Below are 26,721 nucleotides of genomic sequence, written 5' to 3' on the forward strand. Positions count from 1 at the left end.
CTTTCATATCCACTCGTTCTAACAAGACCTCTTGGCTAAGTCTGACTGGCTAGAGTAGTCTCTTCATAGACTTTGATTGACCGTTGATATTCACTAGGAGTCTGACCTTCGTATTTTTTAAAACTGGTTGAAAAATAGTGAACGGAATCAAACCCCGTTAACTGAGAAATTTCAGTAAAGCTTAAATTGGCTTCGCGAATTAATTTTTTAGCAGCCTCCATGCGCAAGGCCTTTAAATACTGCATCACCGTGTAGCCTGTTTCTTTTTTAAAGAAGCGCTTTAAATAGGTTTTACTTAAATAAAATTCATTGCACAAATCATCCAATAAAATCGTCTCGTGTAAATTTTTTTCCAAGTAGCGCACGATTCGGTTAATCACATCGTCCCGAAAATTCTTTTTCAGCAAGCCTGATGAACGCGCCAGGTTAACTGGATCTAACTCGGCTCTGATCAAGGTAATCAGAAATTGTTGCAAATATAAATACATCATTTGCTCGGCACCGACTAAGGGATGTTTCAAGCGATTTCCCGCCTGATACAAACGCCCTAATTCACTGACAAAGACACTTTTGGACTCCCCGATAAAACGACCTAAGAGCTTGCGCTCATTCTCTGTTAATGTCATTATTTTTTGGTCAAAAAAGGCCATCGCCGTTGATTGACAGATGAAACTAATCACCAGTACATTGGATGCTACAATGCCGTTTCCGCCAATTGTATGAAACTCATTTGGCCGGTGAAAAATAATATCACCTTCTGACAGCTGATAATTAATGCCATCAGCCGATACTTCAATTTCACCTTTATCCACATAAACAAACTCCCAAAAATCGTGTTTTTCACCTTCAAAAAAATAGCTTTTCGTGAACTCATTGTAATAAACAGTAATGATGTTCTCGATCTCTATCAAAAATTTAGGCATCTGCAATCTGTCTTCAATATTTTCTCCATCTAGCTGTGTCATGTTTATACCACCATTCATTTTCATCCTGTTAGCACTAAAGCTACATCTATAGAATAACACTCAAAACCTCTGTCGAGTTGAATAGAGATACTTTTTTATACCCTCATTATTACCTTAAAACAGCCGGTTGAATAGTAGCTCTGTCGCTGTTGGCCTTTTTGTATAAAATTTCGAGCCTTATGCCAAAATAGCTCATTTCACAAATTGCTCAACTTTCAGTTGGGCTTTTTGTGCAAAAACTAAAGCCTTCATTCTAAATCTTCTAAAAGCCTTCTCTTGCTATGATGAACGTGGAAAAGAAAACGTTTTATCACTTTAGGAGGTTAGATAGATGTTAAAGGTCGGATTAGTCGGATTAGGATTTATGGGAAACTCACATTTACAAAATTACATTCGGTTAGAAGCAGAAGGATTGCCCATTAAGTTAGTGGCCATTTGCGATGTGGATGAGGCTAAACAGGGTGGCGCTTTAGTTGAAGGTAATCTACCAACAGGCCTTAGTCCTGTGGATTTCAGCCAGTATAACTTCTACAGCGACATGGTAGAAATGATTGAACAGGAAGACTTGGATTATGTCGATTTATGTTTACCGACTTATTTACATGCACCAAAAACGGTCGAGGCCATGGCTCTCGGCATGCATGTTTTTTGTGAAAAACCAATGGCGATTTCCTCCATTGCAGCTCAGGAGATGATTGAGGCCTCAGAAACCTACGGTAAACAGTTGATGATTGGTCAAACATTGCGCTTTTTCCCAAGCTACCTTTATCTCAAAGAAACAATTGATTCAGGTCGCTATGGCAAGGTTGTGGCAGGCTCATTCTTCCGTGGCGGCACCACTCCCGTTTGGTCGTGGGAAAACTGGCTGCTCAAAAAAGATAAATCAGGCGGCTGTTTGCTGGATCAGCACATTCACGATGTGGACACGATTAACTGGCTATTTGGTCCACCTGAATCTGTTTCAACAAGCGGCAAAGTGATCCATGAAGGGAACGGTTACGATATCGTTTCTTCCAACTATTATTATGCCGATGGCAAAGTGATCAACGCTGAGGATGATTGGACGATTAACAATGAGGATTTCGGTTTTGAAATGCGTTTCCGAGTGAACTTCGAAAGTGGCACGATTATTTTGGAAAACGGAAAATTTACCGATTACCCTCACGGAAAAAGCAGTTTTGAACCTGAAATCAGCAAGGAAAGTGGCTACTATTTAGAGATCAAACACTTTGCAGAGAGTATTCTCCATAATACTCAAGCAGATCGCCGAGTGCCATCTGACAGCGCCAAACAAACGATTTACATTGCTGAAAAAGAACAACTATCAGCTGATGCTAAAGGTGAACAAGTCTTCCTTTAAAATCAAAAAAAGCGAGCAGCCCCAAGGGATCTGCTCGCTTTTTTTGACTGGTTTAAACTAAAAGTTGAGTATTTCAGGCTGACCACTAATAAGTAGCATAACATTTATAAGGTAAGCTATTAACCCAATCATTTTCAACTTGTTCAAAGGTAATATCATGGGTTACCATCGGTTTTCTCCTACTCTATTCTTTTACTGAGCCTAAAACTAGCCCGTTGATTAAGTACCGCTGTAAGAAGGGATAAATCATTAAAATCGGCACAAGTGACACCAATACTTTCGCTGAGTTTAACGTCATGGACGATAAATTGGCCACACTTGCTAACTCCTCTGCGGTCAGCCCATCGGTTTGTTGTGTCGCCAAAACCAACTGTTGCAAATACGATTGCAGGGGTATTTTAGCTTGATCATTTATATAAATCAGACCATCAAAAAAGGCATTCCAGTGACCCACAATAATAAAAAGAGTGATTGTCGCAATAGATGGCAAGGAAATTGGCAAAAAGATCTTCAAGAGAACCGTGAGTGGTGAAGCCCCATCTATAATGGCCGCTTCTTCGAGAGAATCAGGGATGCCCTTAAAAAAATTCATCATTAAGATGACGTTAAAAATAGGAACGGCCCCTGGCAAAATCAAGGCCCAAATGCTGTTCATAATTCCCAATTTACTAACCACAAAATAAGTTGGGACAATGCCCCCGCTAAATAGCATATTAAAGACTAAAAACCACATGTAAAGATTGCGATATTTAAACTGCTTTACCGAGCGCGATAAAGGAAAAGCCATTAAAATCACTAAAATCAAATTTAGACCGCCACCCAATATAACCCGTTTAATCGACACCATAAAAGCCTGCCAAAAAGCGTGATCTTTCATAATTTTTTCATAGGACGATAAGGAAAATTCAACTGGCCAAAATGATACCATGCCACTCATAGCAGCTGTTTTAGAGCTAAATGAAATAGCGATCGTGTTGACCAAGGGGGCCAGCGAAAGAAAGGCTGCCACAATCAACATCACATAAATAAAAAACGTTACAATTCGATAAGACAAACTCTTGGATTGAACCATATTCTATCTCCTTTTCTAAAACAGCTTATAACCGGCAAATTTATCGGCTAATTTGTAGGATGTCACTATTAGGATAAAACTAATCACTGATTTCATTAACCCAATAGCCGCACTAAAGGAGTATTTCATATTGATTAGTCCCATTCGATAAACATAAGTATCAATGATATCCCCGGTCTTATAAACAAGGGGATTATACAAATTAAACACTTGATCAAAGCCTGCATTCAAGACACTGCCTAAATTTAAAGTAGCCAATAAGATGATGGTTGGTAAAATTCCCGGTAGCGTAATGTGCAGCATCTGTTTCAACCGGCCTGCCCCATCCATGGCCGCAGATTCGTACAAAGCAGGATTTATGCCTGTCAAAGCAGCTAAATAGATAATCGTCCCGTAACCATAACCTTTCCAAACATCTGTCATAATTAGAAACGGCCTAAACCATTTATTACTGGCCAAAAACATAATCCGTTCAAATCCAATGGCTTCCAAAAAATTGTTAAACATGCCATCGTAAGAAAAGACCATGGTCAACACGGTGGCTAAGGCCACCCAAGACAAAAAATTCGGCAAATAGACGATTGTCTGCACGGAACTCTTAAACCATTTTAGGCGAGCTTCATTTAAAATGAGGGCAAACGTAATTGGCACAATCATTCCTAGCACAATTTTCCCAATAGCAATGATCAGCGTATTGGAAAATATTTGCCCACTATCAGGAATCTCAAAGATGTATTTAAAATGTTTTAGCCCAACCCAAGGTGAGTTCAAAAACCCCTTAGCTGGCACAAAATCTTGAAATGCCATGACAATCCCAAACATAGGAATAACATGAAAAATGGTTAATAACACCACTCCCGGCAACAACATCACATGATAATACCACTGAGTATTTGTCACTTTTTTCGTTTTTATTTTCTTTTCAAGTCCACTCTTTGCAATCATGTTTCCTCAACTCCTTCTTTTTTTGAGAAGCTATCTCATTGTCGATTTTGTCAATCATTGCTTTCATATTTCTTAAGAGCCCCCAGACTAAGAAACTAAAATAAAAAACGATATAGAGTGAAACAGGAAGGATAGTGCCAATAATAAGCATCGACCCGATTATCACCCCGTTTAAGACACTGACTCGCCAATAGTGACACGCTAAAAGACACGCATTAACCATTACCCCTAAAAAAGTAGTTTCAAATCTTGCTAGAAGGAGGAATTGAACGGGTAGGACACCGACAGTCAACAAAGCCAAAAGCAACACACTAACTTTTGCCAACAGATTCATCAATGTGGCTTGTTCCAGTCTAACCATATTAAATATAAAAACATAAAGAACAAACAGATCTAAAATGAACATGGCTAAGGATGACCAAAATTTCTTGCAATACCCTTTGATAAAAGACTTGAATACGGATTCTGTCCCGCCCTCTATTTTTTTTAATAAGCTGTAAAATAGGCCTGTTAAAGACGGACCGGTCAGTGATAAGGAAAGCACAATCCAAGATAAATTGGCGAGTTTATTGGGCAGTATCAAAAGATTAAACACCAAAAATAAATTGGCCAAAATAAAGAGGAGATTCGCAGCAAATAACTGACTGGCAAATTGGCAAAATCGTGAGACCACCTGTTTTTCATTGATAAACTGAAACACTTCCGCCACCTTCTTCCCCTAGAAAGAGCTAGCTCAAATCAAGCCAGCTCATTTTCGTTACTTTTGATCCATCACTTGTTGAATTTCTTCTATTATTTGATCACCACCCATTTTTTTCCACTCTTTAACATATTGATCAAAGTAACTAAGTGGCTCTTCTCCCGTAATGATTTTGAGGTACATCTCATCTTCAATCTTTTCCAAATTAACCCATTTTTCCAACATGGTTTCTGTCTGATCAAAATATCCCACTTGTTTAATATCCGTGTCATCAGCCGTTGTTGCTTTCATGCCTTCAAGAATCGCTGTAATTTCTCCCCAAGCCACGGTGTCATTACTGGGAACTTTTCCACCATCTGCGTATTTTTGATACTTATCAAATACCGGACGAATATCTGGACTTAATTTATCGCCGTCGTTAGTTTCAACAGCTTCAACAAAACTTTGATAATTGACTTTATTCGCATCTGCAAAGGCGAGTTTTACTGGAATTGGTAAGTGGAACCAGGCAAAAGTTTGCCCCTTAAGATGTTCCTCTTTATAAGCTTTGGCTTCCTTTGTTGAGCCAAAAAAGAAGTCATTATTGAGATTGAGAGCCTTCATCACTGCCTCTGGGTGGGCATAATCTTTTTTAACCACAATATAGTTGCCAGTATCTGGCCGACCAAAATAAGTCTTAAAAATCCCATTGTCGTCTTTTGGTACATTAACTGCCACCCACTCTGCTTTTGGATCATTTTTGACAGATTCAGGTAAATCATATTTTGACGACCAAAAACCATCAAAGTGAATCCCTAATTTACCAGAAGAAATTAACGCGACCCGATCATCATTTTTGCGGACAGCCATCTGTTTATCGATCACCCCGTCTTTGTATAAAGCGGCTAACTCCTCTAAAACTGCTTTAGTTTCTGGAGTGTTACTACCGTAGCTGACTTTTCCTGACTCATCGACTAACCACTGTCTCGGATAGGCATTACTTTCATTAAACAACGGGTCCAGTTCAAAATTAGCGCCAAAATGCCCCACGACCTCCTCGCCAATGGATAAGCCTAGTGTCTCACCTGTACCACTGGCATCTTTTTCAACAAAGGTCCGAGCTAATCGATAAATATCTTCTTTCGTTTCTGGCATTTTAGCCCCAACTTTTTCCACCCAGTCTTTTCTAATCCAAACAATGGAGTGCTCGTATTCCATTTTAGGGACAGGTATCGCTCTTAACTTGCCATCAAACGTCGTTGTTTCCATTAACGTTTCTTGGGTAGAGTTCAGACGAGCCTTTAAATCATCTGAAGCGGTTTTTTCATAAACTTCAGTTAAGTCGGCTGCCAGGTCGTTGTCAACTAATTGTTGCAATAACTCTCGCCCTACCACTAAGACATCAGGTATATCCCCTGTCGCTAATGATAACGAGACTTTTTTTCCTACCTCGGCTGAAATCCAAGCTACTTCGACATCAATGTTAGCCTGTTCTTTAATGAAGCGTGACGCAGTGTTATCTTCGATAGTATCTCCTTCCGGCAGTAAATCCAGGTCTCGTTGTCCACGACCAATCGTAAATGTGACTGGCTCCTCATACTTGGAATAAGGCTCGAAATCGCCGATATCCGCCTGCTTTTTTCCATCATTACCTTTCCCGCTGCAACCTGCCAATAGTGCTAGACCCATCACTGCCACAATCATTTTTTTTGTTTTGTTCGTCATCTTTTTGCTCCTTTCATCCTAAGCCCGTTACCAATACATCTCCCACGCTTTAACCAAACGAATCAAACTTTCCATATAAAAATAATCTCCCCAAATGACACATTCATCCACCCCATTTCCATGAGGGATTGAATACACACCATGTTTAAGCACCCCGTTAGACTGATCCTTTTTAGTCGTATACGTATCCGCTAAGGTCTTAACAATCTTGACTGCAGTCTTTTCATAAGTTGCTCTTTTACTAGAAGACAGCGGCAAGTTTTTCGCCAACTCTAATAAGCCGCAAGCCAGTATTGCCCCTGCCGAACTATCCCGGTACTGATTGCCTTCTTGAAAGGTCAAATCCCAATATGGAACACCGTCTATTGGAAGGCGTTGGATAAAATAATCTGCCGTCCTTTTAGCCAGTCTCAGAAATTCGTCTTTCCCTGTGTGAACATAACTCACCACAAACCCATAAACGGCCCAAGCTTGGCCCCTAGCCCAAGGACTGTCATCTGAATACCCTTGGGCTGTCTTACCCTTTAGTGGTTTGCCTGTTTCCGGATCCATATAAAAAGTGTGATAGGTGGAAAAATCGGCTCTTACTAAATACTTTCCAGCCTGCCGGCTATGAGAAAGTGCGGCTTGATAATAACGCTCATCACCAGTTAAGGAAGTTGCGTCATAAAGTAAGGGCAAATTCAGGAGACAATCAATAATCATCCGGCCTTGTTGATCAGGATTGCTTAAATCGCCCCAAGCTTGAATGATACCGGTCTTACAACTGTATCGCTCAAGTAAACGATTCGCAGCTTGAACGACCAGTTGCCGATCCTCTCCTTTTCCCCTTAGACGGTAACCTGCCATAGCAGACAGAGAATAAATAAACCCAATATCATGCGTATCCAAAGTAGTATTTTCAATTAATCGTCTCTCAAAGGTTGGCATTAAACGCTCAACACCGTCTAAATAGCGTTTCTTACCCGTATACTCGTAGGCTAGCCAAATCATCCCCGTCCAAAACCCTGGCGTCCATTCCACATTCTCCCAAGCTTCATACATTAGATTTTCTGAGCTTGGTGATGGAAAAGCATCACTAAATTCTTTCATGTTTTCATCAATACGAGCCAATACAAACTCAAGCTCTTGCTCAACCCATCTTTTTGTCACTAACTGTGCCATTTTTCCCCTTCCCCTCAACACGCTTAAAAGAATGCGTTTTCTACCTCTAACACTACATTTGAATAGATATTCCTGATTTAGACATTAGTATTATCTATTTACAAAATAAGCTATTGAACAAAAAAAAATGAAGGTTTTTAGCTGATTATATGCCATAATAAATTAAACGCTTTCAACCTTTACGCCATTCCGTTAACCTAGTAAAAGGAAGTGATTACTATCGTGGTTACAAACCAACTTAATTCAGCTTTTAATTTCTTGACAATTGAATATATTCACACCATTTATTACTTCGAATTTTCAAAAGATTATGCCTTTCCCGGTGAGAAACACGATTCTTGGGAACTGGTCTATGTTGACAATGGGCTCTTGGAAGTCGTTGCCGACAATGATTGCTCCACCTTGCAAGCTGGAGATATTATCTTTCATCAACCTAATGAATTTCATCAACTCCACACAAATGGCGAAGAAGCTGCAAATGTTATTGTGATCAGCTTCACTTGTCGTTCAGCAATTATGGCTCTCTTCGAAAAAAAAATAATGAGTCTGTCAAAAAACGATCGTGAAATGCTCGCCGCTATTTTAAACGAAGCCAAACTTGTTTTTAAGCCTGAATTAGGCCGCCTTCACCTTAAAGAAAACCGCTTAGAACAACCCTTTCCTGGGGCAGAACAAATGATTTATATTTACCTGACACAGTTCCTCATCTCCTTGGTTCGAGACCAACAAGAGCCACTGGTGCTTGAACCGGAAAAACGGGTCATAAAAAAAACCTTTACGAAGGAAATCGTGAATAACATCGTCCAATTTATGGAAGAACATCTGTCAGAAAATATTTCGATTGATCAATTTGCTGCACATTTTTATATTAGTAGTTCTTATTTAAAAAAAATTTTTAAAGACGAGACCGAATACAGCATTATCACTTACTTTAAAACGCTGAAAATGGAGCAAGCTAAAAAGTGGATTCGCGAAGATCGCCAATCCTTTACAGAAATAGCCTCACTTTTGGGCTTTGACTCCATTCATCACTTTTCTAATAGCTTTAAAAAATATTCTGGTTTTAGTCCTACATCCTATGCTAATTCAGTCAAAAGCATTGAACGCAAATTGAAACAAGCTGCCACCAGTCAAAAGGAGATGAGATCATGAACCTCGTTGATAAAAATATCCTCTTTCACCTAGCCAAAGAACATCTAACTAACATTCAGTTTTCCCGCATTTTCTTATCGGCAACTGTGTCTTCTGAGGCCCTTAAGACAGCTATTTTTAGCGAAATATTTTATTTGCTATTTCACTGCCATCAAACAAAAGTAGCGACACTCTATGCCTCCGCCACACCAAATAAAAGTATTTATTTAATTACCCTCCAGTTTAAGGATCAAAGCTTAGCCAATATCATGGTTGATTTTACTAATCAGCGTCAACAACATATCAGGAAAATCGAAATTGTGTCTGATAACAGCATTTATAATTTTGACTCGTCCACCGAAGATGCTTTTTATTCAGACTACATTCTCAATGGGAATTACATCCCCGATTACGAACAAGAAAATCCTTATGACCAACAAATCAAGGAATTGCTACTAGGAATTGATACTAGCATTACTAACAACAGCTTTATCACATTTGATCAGCAGGGAGGTCATTAGTATGAAAGTCGGTATTTTGGGTTGCGCTCACATGCAGGCAAAAAGTTACGCTTATCAGTTAAAGGTTTTAGGGGTGCCGTTGGTTGGTGTCTTTGATCACAATACTGAACGAGGGCAAGACTTTGCCAAAGGTTTCGATATTCCCTTTTTTGCCAACCTTAATGAGATTCTTTTAACCGATATGGACACCGTTTTGATTTGTTCTGAAAACTCTTATCACTATGATTACACCTTGGTTTCCGCTTTTCATGGTAAACATGTCATCGTTGAAAAACCCATCTCCTCTAGTGTGGAAGAAGCTGAGAAGATGATTCTTGTTTGTCGGGAACATCATGTAAAACTCTTAATCGCCCACCCTCTTCGCTACTCAGAAACTATCAGACACTTAAAAGAACTGATGACATCGGGGCAATTAGGAAACGTGTTAGCCATCAATGGCTCAAATCGAGGAAAGCGACCCAGTGGTTGGTTTCTTGATAAAGAATTAGCGGGCGGTGGGGCAATTATCGACCACACGATTCATTTAATTGATTTATCCCGCTGGCTTTTTGATTTTGACATCAAATCCATTTACGCTCGCAGTGCCAACAATCAACCATCTAGTAAAATTGAGGATTCTGGTTTAATTCACATCACCTTTACCAATAATGTCTTTATGAGTCTGGATACCTCCTGGAACCGTCCCAGTAATTACCCTGTTTGGGGGAGTGCTACTATGGAACTGATTACCGATCGTGGACGGATTTTTGTTGACGGTTTTGGCCGCAAGTCGGAAATCATCTACTTCAATCAACAGATGACTTACTCTCATTATGAAAATCATATGGACTATCAAATGCTAGCCGATTTCCAGAGATGTATCGATGATGATTTGCCAGTGCCAGTCAGTGGCGAAGCAGGAAAGTATACCGTTGAAATTGCCAATCTTGCGTATCAATCCATCAACGAGAAAAAAATAATTTTTTTAACCCCACAGGAGGGAACACATGCATAAGATCTTTCGTCTACTCAACTTATCACTACCAGAACTCCGCGACGTGGCCGCGGCTGTCACGTCCAAGAAAAATGGTGAGGCCTTGCGGTTGTTGCGTAACTATTACGCCAAACGCAAAAGCTACACCGGCTTTTTAGAAGGCAGTATTTATCCGGACCCTTCCTTCGAGAATAAGGCTGAACACCTGCAAGCATCGGAACTAATCGTCAAAAAAGCTCAGGCTTTTTCAGAACAACACTTTCTCTTTCAGGAAGCCTGGGACATGGAACGCACTCATGAAACGGTGACCTTTGAAGGTGAAATCCAATGGGACTACACCCCTAAAGGAGATCCCGAATGGACTTATATGCTCAATCGCCAAGCTTATTTCCCTCTTTACGCACACGCCTATTGGCTCACAGGTGACGCGTCTTTTTTTGATGTCTTTTGTTACCAAATTAACCACTGGATGAAGACTCAGCTTTTTGATGAGTCGCGATTATGGACAAGCTGGCGGACAATCGACACGGGTATCCGCCTGAGAAACTGGATCAAGTCACTGGAAATTTTCATCCATCACGAGAACTTCCCAGAAAATTTATTAGCCGATATTTTAGTCTCCATCCATGAGCAGTTGCTCTATCTTGCACAACACGCTAATGGACGACGTATTCAGACAAATTGGCTTATTTTGGAAACTAATGGTGCTTATCTCGCTAATTGCTTTTTACCTGAATTTTTGAGTCAGCCCTCCTTCATTAAAAAAAATGTCGACATGCTTAATTTAGCTGCTAACTCTCAAATTTCTAATGATGGTCTCCATTGGGAACAGTCTTTCCAGTACCACAACGAAGTTTTTTTGAAATTGATCGAGGTCTGGCTCATCGGTCAGCGAAATACCTGCCCTTTGCCTTACGCTCTTTTGGCTATTATAAAAAAAATGGCCACGGCGACGCTCTTTATGACTAAACCCGATGGAACCCAAAGTAATTACGGCGACAGCGACAGTGAATCGTTGGGCCCTTTGCTAATACTTGCCAGTCTAGTACTTAAAGACCCCACTCTCGCCATGACCATTGGACAAACCTCTCCTGGTTTAGATGTTTTTTTTGCATACGGGAGGAATACCTGGCGAGATTATAAATGGCTGGGAACAGATTATCGTCCGGAGACCTCCATGGCCTTTCCTGACACTGGCCTCTACTTTATGCGGACAGGTTTTGAGCCGCTGGCGACCTTTAGCTTGTTTAAATGTGGGTTTTTAGGTCATGGGCACGGACACGACGATTTACTTCACCTGGCTATCTCGGCTTACGGAGAAGACCTGTTAGTTGATTCCGGTCGCTACAACTACGAAGAAAAACACCACGATCGATTAGCATTCAAACTGGCAACTGCCCACAACACTACTGTTGTTGATGGTCAACCCTTTAATCGGCATCTCAATGCTTGGTCCGCCAGTAAAGTCGCTTCTCCCATCAATCAGAAGCATCGCTTTCAGTCCGTGGCAGATTTTGTAGAAGGGGGACACACCGGTTATTTAAGCCTCGATAGCCCTGTACTCGTCAATCGTAAGGTAGTTTTTATCAAACCCGATATTTGGGTCATCACCGATGAATTTTTTACCCAAGGTCATCATACTTACGAACAACACTTTCACTTTAATCAAAAAACGGTCACACAACTGGATGCTCAACGGATTCACTATCAAGGTAAGACAGCTAAATTAACCCTCTACTCACTGTCTACTGGTGGTACTTGGCGTCTGGAGGACTGTCAAATTTCAAATGACTACAACGCTAAATACACGAGTAAAAAAGCGATTTTTCAGTTTGAGCAGACAGGTCCAACGATTCTCACTACCGTTCTTCACGCTCAGCCGATTGCTGACCCCACCATACTGAAAATTGCACCTATAGCAATTGAACATGAGTACGGGATGCCTCGAGCTCCAGAAATAGTTACCTGTTTAAGTCTAAACTGCCAAAATGCCCCTCTTTATCTTTTAATCAATCACCAAGAGGACCAGGATTCTCGTCGTGCCTATTGGGTCAATGAACGAGCTATTTTCGGACGTGTGGTCCTCTTTGATGACCGAAAAGAGCAGCCACCGATTCGCTTGTATTAAAAAAAGACTTGAGAAACTGTCAGACAGTTTCTCAAGTCTTTTTGATGAAATCACGTGATTTCGTCGTTTATTTTTTTATCCAGTGTTAACAGTAAGGTCTGCAGCCTTGTTTGCCGATCCAACAACACCGCTAGTTCCTCTTTGATCTCTCTTAGCTCATTCGCCACTATTGGCCGATTGCCCGACCATTGTTCCTGACTGCCACAACCGTGAATTAAGCGATTAGCTTGAATTGCCTGAATGCCTTTTATCGAAAAGCCCAGTTCACGCAATTCCCGAATGGCTTGATAATCCGCCTGCTCCTTCTCAGAAAACCAATAGTTTCCTTCTTTTTTTCGTGGTGTTAGTAAGCCTTCTTCAATGTAATAACGAACCGTATCCCGAGTGGTTTGATTAACTTGAATAAACTGTCCGATTTTCATTTAAGACCTTCTTTCATTCTTTTCTTGCTAGGGGGTGAACCCCCTGTGGTTTAATCAAGTTAAGGCCCTTGGAGGTGACAATTAATGCATTATCTTGTGTGGTTATTGATTTACTTGTATGGTGGTTCCATGTGTTTAGCAATCCTGGCTTGTTTAAAGCAAGCTCCTTTTTGGCTAACTAGCCTAAATTTGCTGAGTGTGGTCTGCCTATCTGCGACGCCTATTCGCCCCGGATTTCTTTCTCTTGGCTTAAGCCTATTACTGCTGGGTGCTTTCCTTAATGGGCGGATAATTTTAGGTCGAACGACCCTCAGTCATCTGCTGGTTCGCTTCTTTCTCTCCGTACTCATCCTCATTCTTTATCAGCTGTTTAGCCATTAAATAATTAGTTAAACACTGCCCTTGACGTTCGACCTGCTGTTCTCTCACTACCTGATAGCCCCTCTTTAAAAAGAAGGGCTTGGCAGTGATGGAAGCTGCCACTGTTACCTGCCTATGCTCTTGGCTGGCATGCTGCTCCAAATTTTCCACAAGTGCTTTGGCAATTCCTTGGCCCTGATAGGCATGATGGACATACAACCGATCCAAATACCCCTGATCAATATCGCCAAAGCCCACAATTGTCTGATTAATTTCAGCCACAAGGCTATAATGTTGGGCCAGCGATCGATGCCAGTCCGGTCCCATCTCAGGCTTGGCCCAAACTGCCAGTTGTGCTGGTGGATAATCGTGACGATTAATCCGCTGAACCGTTTCATAAAACAGCTGGTACGTTGCCTGACAATCCTCTTCTCGATAGTTTCTTATTTTCAATTGATTCGCCTCATTTCCATTGGTCTATTATACCAGTTCACACTCCGTTCATATAGGCTTGTTATCCTTCAGTGACAGACAGTATTTTACTTTAGGAGGAATTAATATGAGACACTTTAAACAAAAAACGTTACTCTTAACACTTTTAATCAGCTTGTTTATTGGCAACCATGCTCTGGCCCAAGAAACACCCTCTTTAAATGATGCCCAAGAAGTGGGCCACTTTATCGATCAACAGATGACCGCCGACTTAGACACCTATCATCTCCCAGGAGCCGTTATTGCCATCGTCAAAGATGGTCAACTGCTCTATTCCAAGGGCTACGGAATGGCCAACATAAAGAACGATCAACCCGTCGATGCCCAAACCAGCCTGTTCCGAATCGCTTCCACAACCAAACTTTTCACTTGGACAGCCGTGATGCAACTGGTAGAAACAGGCAAAATCGATTTAGACGAAGACATCAACCACTATCTGACTGCCTTTCAGATTCCCGCTACGTTTCCAGAGCCGATTACCATGAGACATTTGATGACCCATACGGCAGGCTTTGAGGAGGGCGGTGTCGGCTATCAGATTACCACCGATGAAAAAAAATTACCGGCATCTCTTAAAGAGACCCTAAAAAAACATCAATTAGCTCGCATTCGTCCCGTGGGACAGCTAGCGTCGTACTCGAACTATGGCGCCTCTCTAGCTGGCTTAATTGTGGAAGAAGTCAGCGGTCAGCCATACGACGATTACATCCAAGAACATGTCTTCGATTCCTTAAAAATGACTCAGGCCACGGTAGCCGAACCTTTGCCAGATCACTTCTTTAAAGACCGCGTTCTCGGCTACAATTTTGAAGGAGACGCCTTTGTTCCTGGAATTCCAACATATGAAGGGGGGTTTCGACCAGCAGGTTCTGGAACGGTATCAGCCGATGACATGGCCAAATTTATGTTAGCACATCTTAATAATGGCTCAACCGACGGTCATCAACTACTGAAACCAGCGACTACCAAATTGATGCATGAGACAGCTTTCCGCTTTGACGATCGCTTGCCAGGCTCTGCATTAGGCTTTCAGGAAGGGGAACTCAACGGTCAAAAACTCCTTTCTCACGCTGGTGCAGATACGATGTTTATTACCGATCTATCCTTAATTCCTGAACAAAAATTAGGGATATTCCTGTCGTATAGTGGGGGCGATGGCGACGGTGCCTTAGCTTCAATGAGAACTGCTTTTTTTGACCACTATTTCCCTGTTCCTGAAACGGAAAAGACCACCTTTCTGCCTGTGACAACTGAAGAGTTATCTCAACTGACCGGTTCTTACAAATTTTCTCGTCGAAACTATAGCGACATCGACAAATTTTTCAGCTTATTAACAGAAATGACCGTCAAAGAAGTCAATGGTCAGCTCGCTATCGGTCAGGGAGCGGAACAAGAACTCTTTGGCAAGATTGGCGAGAACCTGTTCCAACAAGTTGGCGGCCAACAAACCCGTGCCTTTAAGACAGATAAAGCGGGTAAAGGGACGGCGATGTTGCTAAACATCATGCCCGATATGCCTTTAGAGCGAACCCATTTACTCGACCAAAGCATGTTCTGGTTACCTTTATTAGGTGGTTCTCTGCTAATTTTTCTAGGAGCCATTGGCACCTTTTTATTCCGTATCCGCCAATTAAAAAACCGTGATAAGCGTGATAAACAAGCTATTTGGTTGGGCTTTGCCACCAGTCTGATTGCCGTCCTGACCATGGTCTTAACGGTCACACAAGTTTTAAACATGGATGTTCTGGAACGACTTAGTAGTGTCTCACTGACCTTAAACCTATTTTTAGTACTACCTTTGCTAATCGTCTTATTGACGGCCCTCTTAGTGGCTAAGACCTTGATGATGTGGCGTCGTCGCCAATTCTCCTTAATAGGTCGTCTGCTTTTTAGCTTCATTCCAGTGGCCGCTCTCACTCTAAGCTGGTTCTTTTATCACTGGAACCTGTTAGGTTGGCAATTTGGCTAATAACGGGTAAAACAGTTCCTATCCGCCAGCTTTAATCGTATACTAGAGATATTCAGCATCGGCCGAGCCATGCCCTCAGCCGATGTCTAAGGACTAACCTATTTTAGGAGGACAAGATGACTAAATTACTGATTGTCGACGACGACCAGCATATTCGCGAATTAATGGGACTTTTCTTAAGAAATGAAGGATTTGACTTGATTGAAGCAGAAAACGGCTTAAAGGCTTTGGCCATTATGGAGGCTGAAACGATTGCCCTTGTCATTCTTGATGTCATGATGCCAGAAATGAACGGTTGGCAACTGGTTAAAGAAATTCGTTCATTTGACGAGGTCATTCCTCTTTTAATGGTAACGGCCAAAGGAGAAGCCACCCACAAGATCAAAGGATTCCGACTGGGAACCGACGATTATTTAACCAAACCCTTTGATCCCTTGGAATTAGTCATGCGCGTCAAAGCCCTTTTAAAACGAGCTAGGATCAACGCCTCTCAGATTATCCAGCTAGGCTCTCTTGAACTTAACCGACAAACCTATGACGTCAAGCGGCAAGGTCAATTACTGACATTGCCCTTAAAAGAGTTTGAGCTCCTCTTTACCTTGGCTAGTTATCCCGGACAGATTTTCACTCGAGAGCAGCTCATTACACAAATCTGGGGGATGGATTACGAAGGAGATGATCGCACCGTTGACGTTCACATCAAACGGATTCGCGAAAAATTTATGGACGACAGAGCGTTTTTTCACATAGAATCGGCTCGCGGCCTCGGTTATCGGTTGGTTGTCACATGACCAAGACCTTGTATTCCCGCGTCGTCCTCGCCTTTCTTGGGATTATCCTTTTTAGTTTAACCTTAGCCTCAATAATTGGGGTCACTCTTTTTAAGCAACGTTTCAACGCCGCTGGTCAAGTGGATATGCTGAAAGCTGGCGAACAAATTAGCCAGCTTTATGACCAGTCTCAGCCGGTTGATAGAGATCAGTTTTTACAACAAATGGCCGAGTTATCGACGTATCCCATTCATCTTTACGACCAGCAACAGCAGGTGACATTTTTCAGCTTAAACAACAACAACATTGCCACGATTTCCGAATCTGGGATTAAACAGGTGCTAGGAGGCTCAATCTATCACTCTCGCCCCGGTCAGGAAGAGACTTATATCGGCATGCCCATTTCCCTCAACGGACAGACATACGCGATGTTTTTACAGTATTCTTACGAAAATGAACGACTGATTAATCTATTGATGCTGTTTGTCTTAGGTTGCGCCCTTCTGATTGGCAGTCTCTGTATTTTAATTGCCGCCCGTTATTTAGTCCGTCCTTTACGACAATTAAAAGAGGCAACTGAAAAACTTGCAACAGGGGACTTTGATGTCGCCCTTGATTTAAAACGACGAGATGAAGTCGGCGAACTAGCCCAAAGTTTCGACAAAATGGCCCATGACTTGAAACAAATAGAACAAATGCGTCAGGACTTTGTTTCCAATGTCTCTCATGAAATCCAGTCACCTCTGACTTCAATTTCAGGATTTGCTCAAGCCTTAAAAAATGAAAAATTGGTCAGCCCAGAACAACGTCCCTATTACCTGAATATCATTATTGCTGAAAGCAAGCGACTGTCGCGCTTAGGAGATAATCTCCTAAAATTAGCCTCTCTAGACTCGGAACATCATCCCTTTGTCCCGGAATTTGTTGATGTGGCCGAACAAATTCGCCAAGTCATTGTGGCTTCAGAGCCCCAGTGGTCTGCTAAGGATCTTACGATTACCTTAAACGCCCCTGTCCCCGTTCTAGTCTCAGGTGATCGTGATTTACTGCAGCAAGTCTGGTTAAACCTACTGAGTAACAGCATTAAATTTACCCCTGACTCTGGCAGAATCACCATTGACATTGATGAAGGCCGCCCTGTCGTGATAACGTTTAAGGATACTGGTAAAGGCATCCCCGAAGAGGAACTCTCAACTATTTTTCAGCGTTTCTACAAGTCTGATAAAGCCCGCAATCGGCAACAAAGTGGTAATGGTTTAGGTCTGGCTATCGTAAAAAAAATTGTCACTCTCCACCAGGGCACAATTGAGGTCACTAGCAAAATTGAAAGAGGCACACTTGTCACACTCACTCTCCCTGAAAGTAAGACACCCCCTCCTAGCCATTAGCCAGGAAGGGGTGTCTTATTTCTTATATCTGGCAACCTATCTTGCGCCTCATCTCCTACTGGCTTTCCAACTTACCCATTCAAACCGAGCCTCAAGGGTGAGGAAAAATTCAGTCTTAAGGACGATACCAAAGAACATCCCCGATGCTATTATAAGTATATAGAAAACAAACACAGAGATGGAGGTCGAAAGACATGGAAAAAAAATCAACATTAACAACAGTCTTAACAATCGTCGGGTTTATCGTCGTAGCTTCACTATTAATGAAAGTATTGGGTGGCATTTTAGGCTTTGCTTTACACATCTTAATTCCAATGGCCTTAGTTGTCTGGTTAGTTCGCTTCATCTTCGGTGACCGTAAGCAAAAACAACAATATTATCGTTAACTATAACGTTACCCCCTAAGGCAACGCTTATATATACAAAGAATTATTTCCCCCGAAATTTTTCTAAAAAAAGTCTTTCACCTTTAGGTAGAAAGACTTTTTGTTTTAGCCTAGAGCAACGTCCAGAACCATCATAATAATAAAGCCAACCATCACACCAAAAACACCGTAATGATTTTTACTTGACGTCGTTTGCTGGGCTTCGGGAATCAGTTCTTCCACCACGACATAAATCATGGCACCCGCTGCAAAAGCCAATGCGTATGGCAAGATAGACGCCATTCTGGTTACTAGCAATGCCCCTAAAACGCCTGCAATCGGTTCAACAATCCCCGAAGCCTGACCATAAGCGAAGGCTCTTGTACGGCTCAGACCTTCCTGTCTGAGAGGAATCGAAACAGCGGCTCCTTCTGGAAAATTCTGAATCCCGATGCCGATAGCCACCGAAATAGCGGCCAAAACACCGGCAGTCGGGTTAGCCATCTGATTGGCAGCTCCAAATGCTACGCCCACTGCTAGACCTTCGGGAATATTGTGAAGAGTAATCGAAAAAACCAACAAAATGGTTCGTTTCAAATGACTGGGCAACCCTTCCGTCTCATTGTTCGGCCCAAAATGCATATGGGGAATTAAACGGTCGGCGGCGTATAAAAATAAGCCACCTAAGGCAAAACCAATCCCTGCTACTAACCAGGGGATATCCCCGTTAGCTTTAGCTTGTTCAATTGCCGGGTCAAGTAACGACCAGAAACTAGCCGCAATCATAACCCCTGAAGCAAATCCCAACATAACATTTAAGACATCTTTTTTGATATCCTTGAAGAAAAAAACTAATGCAGCTCCCAGAGCTGTCATACCATATGTAAACAGCGTCCCTACCAATGCCTGTTGCCAAGCATCCAAACCAAGTAACCAATCAATCATCTACGCGCCTCCATTCAATAAAGAGTCTTTATATGTTCATTTTATCACACGTTTCGACCACAGCCAAGTTTTTACAGGCACAAATAAATTGTTTTTTAGGCAACCTTAAAAATTCTGTCTATCGATCTAGTAAAAAACTGCTAAAAAAACTACAACCGCTTTGGTTGTAGTAGTGGATGTTTAGTCGTTAGACCTACTTAAGGTTGAAACCGTGCTACTTGACTCTTTAAAATCCCTTTATTGCCGAGACCATACATCAATCCAACTTGAATCGGCAAAAGAATCAGCGATTTACCTATTCTAAGGGGGATTTGAGCAAGAACCCCTGGCCCCATCATCAAATAAAGCCAAAATGTATTCAAGATCATGTCAATCAGAATCATCACAAACAAGTTGGCAATTAAGACTCGTTGCCAAGTCATCTCCTTTTTATAAAAGAACCAGCCATAGATGGCTCCTGATAAAAAAGCTGATAATGAAAAACCTGGAAAATACCCGCCACCGACTGATGGAAATAAGGTAATGCCGATAAAATCAGACAGTGTGGAACCTACTCCTGTTAAAAGCGGTCCAAATGTCATGGCCATTATCGTTGTGGGAATAAACGAAAAGCCAATTCTAACAAAGGGTGTCTGAATTACCAGAAACCTTGTTAAAATCAGCTGCATAGCCATTAGTACGCCCATTAAGGCGATTCCCTTGGTGTTGATTTTTTTTGTGTTCATCCTGCGCATCTCCTAATAGAGTTGCTACAAAAAAACTGCAGCGAATGCGAAAATAAAACCGCGAACTAAAAGTCCTTCGTCCGAAAGGCAACATCCCATCCTTCCAACACTTAACGCTTTATTTCCTACTCTGTTTATTTTGGTATTACTACCACTTTTAATATAGCATACTTACGATGATTTAACTATGGAGTTGTCTTGAGTTTTCAATAAGAGCTTAAGGGTTTATCCAATTCTTCCTTCACAATTTCCCGAAAATCCAAAAAACCTGCTGCCAGCCCTCTAATGAGTGCTTCAGCCGTCCCGACATTCGTCGCTAAAGGTACTTCATACACATCACTTAAGCGAATAAGCGCATTGACATCCGGTTCGTGGGGTTGGGAAGCCAAAGGATCTCTCAAAAAAATAATCAAATCCATTTTATTCTCAGAAATCAACGCTCCAATTTGCTGATCCCCTCCCAGCGGTCCTGATTTAAAGCAATGAACCTCTAAACCTGTCGCCTCCATTACTCGCTGCCCCGTCGTCCCAGTAGCGTATAAGGTGTGTTTCTTTAAAATCCGTTTGTAAGCCGTTGTTAAATTAACCATTGTCTTTTTTTTACGATCATGTGCAATTAGTGCAATATTCACTCCCATAACCTCTTTCCCTTACCTCTCTCTACACCTGTCTGCTTGAGCAAAGAGTGGCCGTCTTTAACTCTATTGTAGCATAATGAGATCCTTATTCTGATTTTCTTAACTTAATGACTCTCGTTTCCTGCCCTGCCTTGAACCTCAGCTGATTCTATGATAAATTTAGGCTAACATTACTTTTACATTATATGACAGGAGAGAGGTTCATGGAATCTTTAGGGCAAAAAACTGAACGAAAATTGATGACTTACATCCATGACCAGCAGTTAATGCCAGGCGATCGTTTGCCTGGTGAGATTCAACTGGCAAAAATACTCCAAGTTGGCCGCAGTACGTTACGGGAGGTAATCCGTGTCCTCAGCGCTAAAAACATTCTGGAAGTTAAGCGGGGAGCAGGGACCTTTCTGCTCAGTACAGATATGTACGGTGAGGATCCTTTAGGGTTTTCAGCTGTCAAAGATCGGATTCAATTAACTAAGAATCTGATAGATATTCGTTATTTATTAGAGCCATCAATGGCCTCACTTGCAGCTAAACATGCTTCAACAATAGAAATCGCCACCTTGCAAAAGTTACACGAAGAGATCATTCGGCTTATTAGTGAAGGCGACGAATCCTATTTATTACTAGACAAAGAATTTCATTTAACCATCGCAGCAGCCAGCAAAAATGTGGCCCTGCTACGCTTGATTCCGGTCATTAACAATTCAATCGATCTCTACGGCGAATTCACCGCTAAAAGAGAAATCAATAATACTGGGAGTCATCATCAGGATATTCTAACCGCCATTATGGAAAAAGATAGTCAAGGCGCTTATGATGCGATGCTGATCCATATGGCTCATAATCGCGAGCGTTTGACCCGTTATTTAGTGAGTCTGGAAATGGATGACCTCAAGGAGGAACAGCATGACTAATAATCAAACCCTCAGCGAATTAGTAAGTGAGGCTATCCTTTCCTATATTGAGGAGTCAAATTTAGCAGTCGGCGATGCTTTACCAAATGAATTTGAACTGGCTCAACAACTTAAGGTTGGCAGAAGTACGATTCGAGAAGCCATTAAGTATTTGGCCTCCCTCAGTGTGCTAGAAGTCAGACAGGGGGCGGGGACCTTCATCCGCCATAAAACCATTCAAGTTTTCGATCCACTAGGATTAGGTTTGATGACCGATCACCATCAATTAGCCATTGATTTGCTAGAAATCCGCTTTTTGTTGGAACCGACCATTGTGGCTCTTGCTGTTGAACAGTCCTCCCCTCAAGAACTGGCTTTAATTCATCAGTTATTGAACCAGCTACCTCTCAAACTAGCAGAAGATAGCGATAATTTTTTAAATAGTTATAAAGATATCCTAGTTCAGTTTATTCAACTTTGTGGCAATGACGCCTACCATAATTTACTTTTTATTTTCCAAGAATCGATTCAGTTAAACCACCGCTACTTAACAATCACTGATTATCAACAACTTCTACGGGCCTATAGTCAATTAGCTTGGGCTATCGAAAAAAAAGAAGCCATAGAAGCCGCAAACAGCATTAAACTTGCCTTAACGACTATTCGGCGTGCCCTCAGAAAACAAATACCTACTAACTGACCTAGTAACTCTAGGTCTTTTAATATTTTTAGGCCTCTCACCAAATCATCAGACATGTCATTCCAAATACATTTACCATCTCCCTCTTCAAAACCTTTAAAAAGTAGTTAAAATTGACTAAAACACCTTTCATCTATTTTTTTACGTTAGCCTATTGACAAGTCATCAGACATGTTTTATGATTTAAACATCAGACATGTCGATCCAACTCGTTCATTCCACCCCATGGAGCGAAATCATTCTGATACCGTCACAAATGAAACCGATATCTTTTATCGGATTCAATCAAATAAGAATAGGAGTGGTACGAATGAACAAACCAAGTGCGATGGATCGCATGGTAGATGTCTTAGGTAGATTTGCAAACAAGGTGAATAGCTATCGCTATATCATGGTTATCAAAAACGCCTTTGCCGCCTTAATTCCGGTAATTATTACAGGAGCTTTTGCAACCCTTTTTTCAGCGATGATTTTTGATGACGTGAACGGACTTGCCCAAATTGATGCACTGTCGTTTTTAGTTACCTTAAAGCCGATTGCCGTCTCTGTCAACTACGTCACCCTTAGTTTCTTAACCATCTACGCAGTCTTTCTTATCGGGATTGAACTAGCTAAATTAAACGGCATTTCCAGTTTTTTCCCAGGCATTGTTGCCGTCATGTCTTATTTATCTGTTAACCCTACGACATTCGAGGTAATCAACGAAGATGTTTCCGTCATTGCCGAAAACGTCTTGGCGAAACAGTACACGGATACGAAAGGGCTTTTCTTGGGCATGTTTGTGGCGATTGCCTCGATTGAATTATATTCCTGGCTAGGCAAACAAGATCGCTTAAAAATTAAGATGCCTGACACCGTCCCTTCAAATGTTTCCAATAGTTTTTCAGCACTAATCCCGACAGTTTTAACCGTTACCTCAGTGGCCTTATGTGGCTTTCTAATTAAAATCAGTACAGGGATGTATGCCTATGATATCATTTATAACATCGTCCAAAAGCCTCTGGAAAGCGTTATACAAGGCTTGCCTGGTATTCTTATTCTGGTTTTTGTGGCGCAAATCTTTTGGGTTATTGGCATCCATGGCAATCAAATGATTAAACCCATCCGAGAACCTTTATTATTAGCCTCCATTGCAGTCAATACCGAGGCCTTTAACGCCGGAAAAGAAGTCCCCAATATTATTACCATGCCATTTTGGGATATGTATATGAGCATTGGTGGTTCTGGGGTAACCATTGGCTTGTTGATCTCCATCCTCTTAGTTAGCAAACGAGATGATTTAAAAGAAATCACTAAGTTATCCTTAGCACCTGGCCTCTTTAATATTAATGAACCCGTGATCTTCGGAATGCCCATCATGTTAAATCCCATATTGGCGATTCCGTTTATTATTACCCCTTTGATTACCGGCACGATCGGTTACGTCGCTACCTACTTCGGTTTTGCTGCCAAAGCGGTCGTCATGATTCCCTGGCCAACACCTCCGATTATTTCAGCCTATTTAGCCACAGCCGGTGATTTAGGAGCAGTCATCACACAATTAATTTGCATCGCCGTCTCCATCGTTATCTATCTACCGTTCGTTAAGGTAGCAAATAAACAGCAACTTGCTGCATAGAAAGGAACATTTTAATGACACTCACTATTCCCAAAAACTTTATCATCGGCGCCGCATCTTCCGCCTGGCAAACAGAAGGCTGGCAAGGTAAAAAGGAGGGCCAAGACTCCTTCCTTGACGCTTGGTTCAAAGAAGAATCCTTCGTCTGGCACAACGGCTACGGGCCAGACATTGCCACTAATTTTATGGAACATTATCAAGAAGATGTGACCTTAATGGCCGACATCCATTTAACCCACTATCGCACATCTATCAACTGGTCACGCTTTTTTACCGACTATGAACAGCTAACCGTCGATGAAGCATACGCTCAACATATCGACAATTTGATTGATGCTTTACTTGCAGCAGGTGTCGAACCAATGCTTTGCTTGGAACACTACGAACTGCCCCGCTTCTTAATGGACAAATACGATGGCTGGTCCTCTAAAAAAGTGGTGGAATTATTTACTGGCTACGCAGAGATTGCCTTCGACCGTTACGGTGATCGAGTGAAGCACTGGTTTACTTTTAATGAACCAATCGTCATCCAAACCCGCTGCTATTTGGACGCCATTCGTTACCCTCATGAACAAGACACTCAAAAGTGGATGACTTGGAATTATCACAAAGTCCTTGCCACCGCTAAGGTAGTCAAAATTTACCATGAAAAAAAACTGTCTGGTCGAATTGGTTGTGTGGTCAACCCTGAAATGGTCTACCCGCGTTCTTCCTCTGAAGCAGACCAAAAAGCGGCTCGGATTTATGATTTATTTTTTAATAAGGTCTTTTTTGACCCCTTGGTTCACGGTCAATACCCTCAGGAGTTACTTGATCTCTGCCAGAAGCACGACATTATGTTTGATGCCACTCCCCTCGAGTTGCAACTAATCAAGGAAAATACCGTTGATTTTCTTGGCATCAATCAGTACTATCCTAAACGGGTCAAAGCACCTCGTTACCAGTGGCACCCAGAGACCCCTTTTCATCCAGAGCAGTACTACGAGAACTTCGAATTACCTGGTCGTCAAATGAACGATTCTCGGGGATGGGAAATTTATCCCGACATCATGTACGACATGGCCATGGTGATAAAAAATGACTATGGTAATATTCCCTGGCTGATTACTGAAAACGGCATGGGACGTGAAAATGAAGAGAACTACTTGGACGAGACCGGCGTCATTCAAGATGATTACCGAATCGACTTTATTGGCCAACATCTAGCAAGTCTACTAAGAGCAGTGGCAGACGGTTCCAGCTGTGAAGGCTATATGCTTTGGGCTCTGACCGATTGCGTCTCGCCTATGAACGCCTTTAAAAATCGTTACGGCCTCATCCGCATTGACTTAGAGAACCACCACGCTCGCAGTTTAAAAAAATCAGCCCGATGGTACCAATCTTTGATTGATAACCGACTGCTGGAACAGCCTAACTAAACTCGTAACTAAATCCAGTTCGATAGAATACCTGTAATAGTATCTATCGAACTGTTTCATTATGCCTATAAACGCTTAGGCAACGCGTTTTCCAGCTCTTCTCTGTCACTTTGACGAAAATATCACCACTTTTCTTGTGCAACTTAACATTGTCCCAAGGTATCGCTTTCACGTATACTTCATTTATCAACTAACAAAATTAAATGACGAAAGAGTGGAATATTATGGTAGAAATAGCTTTAAAAAGTATTCATAAAAAATACGACAACAATGACTTTTATTCAGTAACAGATTTTAATTTAGACATTCAAGATCGTGAATTTATCGTCTTCGTTGGCCCTTCTGGTTGTGGTAAATCAACAACCCTACGGATGATTGCTGGTTTGGAAGATATTTCTGAAGGTGAACTGTGGATTGGTGACAAGTTAATGAACGACGTTGCGCCAAAAGACCGTGACATCGCCATGGTATTCCAAAACTACGCCTTATACCCACATATGACTGTTTTTGATAATATGGCATTCGGGTTAAAACTACGTAAATATGCGAAAGAAGAAATTCAAACTCGGGTGGATAATGCCGCCGAAATTTTAGGCTTAACAGAATACTTAAAACGTAAACCAGCAGCTCTTTCTGGTGGTCAACGTCAGCGTGTTGCCTTAGGTCGTGCCATCGTTCGTGATGCTAAAGTCTTCCTAATGGACGAGCCTTTATCAAACTTAGATGCTAAACTACGTGTGGCAATGCGTGCGGAAATCGCTAAATTGCACCGTCGTTTAGAAACAACCACCATCTATGTTACCCATGACCAAACAGAAGCCATGACCATGGCTGATCGAATCGTTATTATGAAAGATGGTTTTATTCAACAAATAGGGTCTCCTAAAGAAGTTTACGATACACCAAATAACGTGTTTGTTGCTGGCTTTATCGGCTCGCCTGCCATGAACTTCTTTAATGTTACATTAAACAATGGTGTCATCTCTAATGAGCACGGCGTTAAGTTAACCTTGCCAGAAGGTAAATACAAAGTCTTAAAAGAACAGGGCTATGAAGGTAAAAAATTAGTCTTCGGGATTCGTCCAGAAGATATTCACAGTGAGCCGATTGTTTTAGACGCGACACCTGATTCAGTAGTTAAATCTGAAGTGGTTGTATCTGAATTATTAGGTGCAGAAACCATGCTTTATACCGTTGTTGGCGACACTGAATTTATTTCTAAGGTAGATGCTCGTTCTGCTTATCGTCCAGGTGAAGTAATTGATCTTGCCTTCAACTTAAACAAGAGCCATTTCTTTGATACTGAAACAGAATTAGTTATCCGTTAATTCGTCCCCCTTTTCTAGATCTCTTAA

25 protein-coding genes and 1 riboswitch are annotated in these 26,721 nt (G+C 41.6%); of the genes, 14 read left to right on the forward strand and 11 right to left on the reverse strand.

Annotation, left to right across the window (positions count from 1 at the left end; translation table 11 throughout):
• Positions 1–35 precede the first annotated feature (35 nt).
• Positions 36–965 carry an AraC family transcriptional regulator gene (locus RWN13_RS13480; protein WP_314064530.1) on the reverse strand — a complete coding sequence of 310 codons (930 nt, stop codon included), beginning with the start codon at positions 963–965 and terminating at the stop codon, positions 36–38.
• Positions 966–1,296: 331 nt separating this feature from the next.
• On the opposite strand from RWN13_RS13480, the gene RWN13_RS13485 reads away from it, so the two are divergent.
• Positions 1,297–2,325 carry a Gfo/Idh/MocA family oxidoreductase gene (locus RWN13_RS13485; RefSeq protein WP_314064532.1) on the forward strand — a complete coding sequence of 343 codons (1,029 nt, stop codon included), beginning with the start codon at positions 1,297–1,299 and terminating at the stop codon, positions 2,323–2,325.
• Between the two features lie 184 nt (positions 2,326–2,509).
• On the opposite strand, the gene RWN13_RS13490 is transcribed toward RWN13_RS13485, so the two are convergent.
• The 5 genes from RWN13_RS13490 to RWN13_RS13510 are packed head-to-tail and all read right to left on the reverse strand — an operon-like array spanning position 2,510 to position 7,910.
• The gene (locus RWN13_RS13490; protein WP_314064535.1) at positions 2,510–3,397 is read right to left on the reverse strand and encodes a carbohydrate ABC transporter permease; all 888 of its coding nucleotides are present in this window, start codon (positions 3,395–3,397) and stop codon (positions 2,510–2,512) included.
• Positions 3,398–3,412: 15 nt separating this feature from the next.
• The gene (locus RWN13_RS13495; protein ID WP_314064537.1) at positions 3,413–4,342 is read right to left on the reverse strand and encodes an ABC transporter permease subunit; all 930 of its coding nucleotides are present in this window, start codon (positions 4,340–4,342) and stop codon (positions 3,413–3,415) included.
• The gene (locus RWN13_RS13500; RefSeq protein ID WP_314064540.1) at positions 4,320–5,051 is read right to left on the reverse strand and encodes a YesL family protein; all 732 of its coding nucleotides are present in this window, start codon (positions 5,049–5,051) and stop codon (positions 4,320–4,322) included. Before RWN13_RS13500 ends, RWN13_RS13495 begins: the two co-directional genes overlap by 23 nt.
• 48 nt (positions 5,052–5,099) lie before the next feature.
• Entirely contained in the window at positions 5,100–6,746 is a 1,647-nt protein-coding gene (locus tag RWN13_RS13505) for an extracellular solute-binding protein (RefSeq protein WP_314064543.1), read from the reverse strand.
• A 27-nt stretch (positions 6,747–6,773) separates the two neighbouring features.
• Positions 6,774–7,910, reverse strand: coding sequence for a glycoside hydrolase family 88 protein (locus tag RWN13_RS13510; RefSeq protein WP_314064546.1), 1,137 nt, complete (start codon positions 7,908–7,910; stop codon positions 6,774–6,776).
• 222 nt (positions 7,911–8,132) lie between these two features.
• On the opposite strand from RWN13_RS13510, the gene RWN13_RS13515 reads away from it, so the two are divergent.
• From RWN13_RS13515 to RWN13_RS13530, 4 genes are read left to right on the forward strand one after another with little or no spacing between them, the layout of a single operon-like run.
• Positions 8,133–9,062, forward strand: coding sequence for an AraC family transcriptional regulator (locus RWN13_RS13515; protein WP_314064548.1), 930 nt, complete (start codon positions 8,133–8,135; stop codon positions 9,060–9,062).
• Complete coding sequence (locus RWN13_RS13520) at positions 9,059–9,562, forward strand: hypothetical protein (RefSeq protein ID WP_314064551.1); 504 nt, start codon at positions 9,059–9,061, stop codon at positions 9,560–9,562. The genes RWN13_RS13515 and RWN13_RS13520 overlap by 4 nt, the downstream gene beginning before the upstream one ends.
• A 1-nt stretch (position 9,563) precedes the next feature.
• Positions 9,564–10,556, forward strand: coding sequence for a Gfo/Idh/MocA family oxidoreductase (locus tag RWN13_RS13525; protein ID WP_314064553.1), 993 nt, complete (start codon positions 9,564–9,566; stop codon positions 10,554–10,556).
• On the forward strand, positions 10,549–12,663 hold the full coding sequence (locus RWN13_RS13530) for an alginate lyase family protein (RefSeq protein WP_314064555.1): 2,115 nt from the start codon (positions 10,549–10,551) through the stop codon (positions 12,661–12,663). Before RWN13_RS13525 ends, RWN13_RS13530 begins: the two co-directional genes overlap by 8 nt.
• 50 nt (positions 12,664–12,713) lie before the next feature.
• Here the strand turns inward: RWN13_RS13530 and RWN13_RS13535 are convergent, their stop codons facing one another.
• Both RWN13_RS13535 and RWN13_RS13540 read right to left on the reverse strand, forming a co-directional pair.
• Positions 12,714–13,085 carry a MerR family transcriptional regulator gene (locus RWN13_RS13535; protein ID WP_314064558.1) on the reverse strand — a complete coding sequence of 124 codons (372 nt, stop codon included), beginning with the start codon at positions 13,083–13,085 and terminating at the stop codon, positions 12,714–12,716.
• 294 nt (positions 13,086–13,379) lie between these two features.
• Positions 13,380–13,898: a GNAT family N-acetyltransferase gene (locus RWN13_RS13540; RefSeq protein WP_314064561.1), complete on the reverse strand. Its 519-nt coding sequence runs from the start codon at positions 13,896–13,898 to the stop codon at positions 13,380–13,382.
• A gap of 106 nt (positions 13,899–14,004) precedes the next feature.
• Here RWN13_RS13540 and RWN13_RS13545 point away from each other — a divergent pair, with 106 nt between their 5' ends.
• The 4 genes from RWN13_RS13545 to RWN13_RS13560 all read left to right on the forward strand — a co-directional run bounded on the left by RWN13_RS13545 (position 14,005) and on the right by RWN13_RS13560 (position 18,450).
• On the forward strand, positions 14,005–15,906 hold the full coding sequence (locus RWN13_RS13545; RefSeq protein ID WP_314064564.1) for a serine hydrolase domain-containing protein: 1,902 nt from the start codon (positions 14,005–14,007) through the stop codon (positions 15,904–15,906).
• 116 nt (positions 15,907–16,022) lie between these two features.
• Positions 16,023–16,697, forward strand: coding sequence for a response regulator transcription factor (locus RWN13_RS13550; RefSeq protein ID WP_314064567.1), 675 nt, complete (start codon positions 16,023–16,025; stop codon positions 16,695–16,697).
• Positions 16,694–18,064, forward strand: a complete 1,371-nt coding sequence (locus RWN13_RS13555) for a HAMP domain-containing sensor histidine kinase (RefSeq protein WP_314064570.1) — start codon at positions 16,694–16,696, stop codon at positions 18,062–18,064. The genes RWN13_RS13550 and RWN13_RS13555 overlap by 4 nt, the downstream gene beginning before the upstream one ends.
• Positions 18,065–18,258: 194 nt before the next feature.
• On the forward strand, positions 18,259–18,450 hold the full coding sequence (locus tag RWN13_RS13560; protein WP_314064573.1) for a hypothetical protein: 192 nt from the start codon (positions 18,259–18,261) through the stop codon (positions 18,448–18,450).
• Between the two features lie 105 nt (positions 18,451–18,555).
• On the opposite strand, the gene RWN13_RS13565 is transcribed toward RWN13_RS13560, so the two are convergent.
• The 3 genes from RWN13_RS13565 to mgsA form a co-directional block, all read right to left on the reverse strand.
• Positions 18,556–19,374 (reverse strand): ZIP family metal transporter, encoded by an 819-nt coding sequence (locus tag RWN13_RS13565; protein WP_314064576.1) that lies wholly within the window; start codon positions 19,372–19,374, stop codon positions 18,556–18,558.
• Positions 19,375–19,571: 197 nt separating this feature from the next.
• A complete protein-coding gene (locus tag RWN13_RS13570; RefSeq protein WP_314064578.1) occupies positions 19,572–20,099 on the reverse strand; it encodes a folate family ECF transporter S component in 528 nt (175 codons plus the stop codon).
• A gap of 36 nt (positions 20,100–20,135) precedes the next feature.
• A riboswitch (THF riboswitch) is annotated at positions 20,136–20,234 on the reverse strand.
• Positions 20,235–20,305: 71 nt separating this feature from the next.
• Positions 20,306–20,731, reverse strand: a complete 426-nt coding sequence (gene mgsA, locus RWN13_RS13575; RefSeq protein WP_314064582.1) for a methylglyoxal synthase — start codon at positions 20,729–20,731, stop codon at positions 20,306–20,308.
• A gap of 209 nt (positions 20,732–20,940) precedes the next feature.
• Here mgsA and RWN13_RS13580 point away from each other — a divergent pair, with 209 nt between their 5' ends.
• From RWN13_RS13580 to RWN13_RS13600, 5 genes are all read left to right on the forward strand, one after another.
• Positions 20,941–21,651 carry a FadR/GntR family transcriptional regulator gene (locus RWN13_RS13580; RefSeq protein ID WP_314064584.1) on the forward strand — a complete coding sequence of 237 codons (711 nt, stop codon included), beginning with the start codon at positions 20,941–20,943 and terminating at the stop codon, positions 21,649–21,651.
• Positions 21,644–22,330, forward strand: coding sequence for a GntR family transcriptional regulator (locus RWN13_RS13585; protein WP_314064587.1), 687 nt, complete (start codon positions 21,644–21,646; stop codon positions 22,328–22,330). The genes RWN13_RS13580 and RWN13_RS13585 overlap by 8 nt, the downstream gene beginning before the upstream one ends.
• Before the next feature lie 310 nt (positions 22,331–22,640).
• A complete protein-coding gene (locus RWN13_RS13590; RefSeq protein WP_314064590.1) occupies positions 22,641–23,948 on the forward strand; it encodes a PTS transporter subunit EIIC in 1,308 nt (435 codons plus the stop codon).
• A gap of 14 nt (positions 23,949–23,962) precedes the next feature.
• Positions 23,963–25,366, forward strand: a complete 1,404-nt coding sequence (locus tag RWN13_RS13595; RefSeq protein WP_314064592.1) for a glycoside hydrolase family 1 protein — start codon at positions 23,963–23,965, stop codon at positions 25,364–25,366.
• A gap of 224 nt (positions 25,367–25,590) precedes the next feature.
• The gene (locus RWN13_RS13600) at positions 25,591–26,694 is read left to right on the forward strand and encodes a sn-glycerol-3-phosphate ABC transporter ATP-binding protein UgpC (protein ID WP_314064595.1); all 1,104 of its coding nucleotides are present in this window, start codon (positions 25,591–25,593) and stop codon (positions 26,692–26,694) included.
• Positions 26,695–26,721 lie beyond the last annotated feature (27 nt).

The sequence above is a fragment of the uncultured Vagococcus sp. genome (genome assembly GCF_963518325.1).
In the GTDB taxonomy this organism is placed as follows: domain Bacteria; phylum Bacillota; class Bacilli; order Lactobacillales; family Vagococcaceae; genus Vagococcus_D.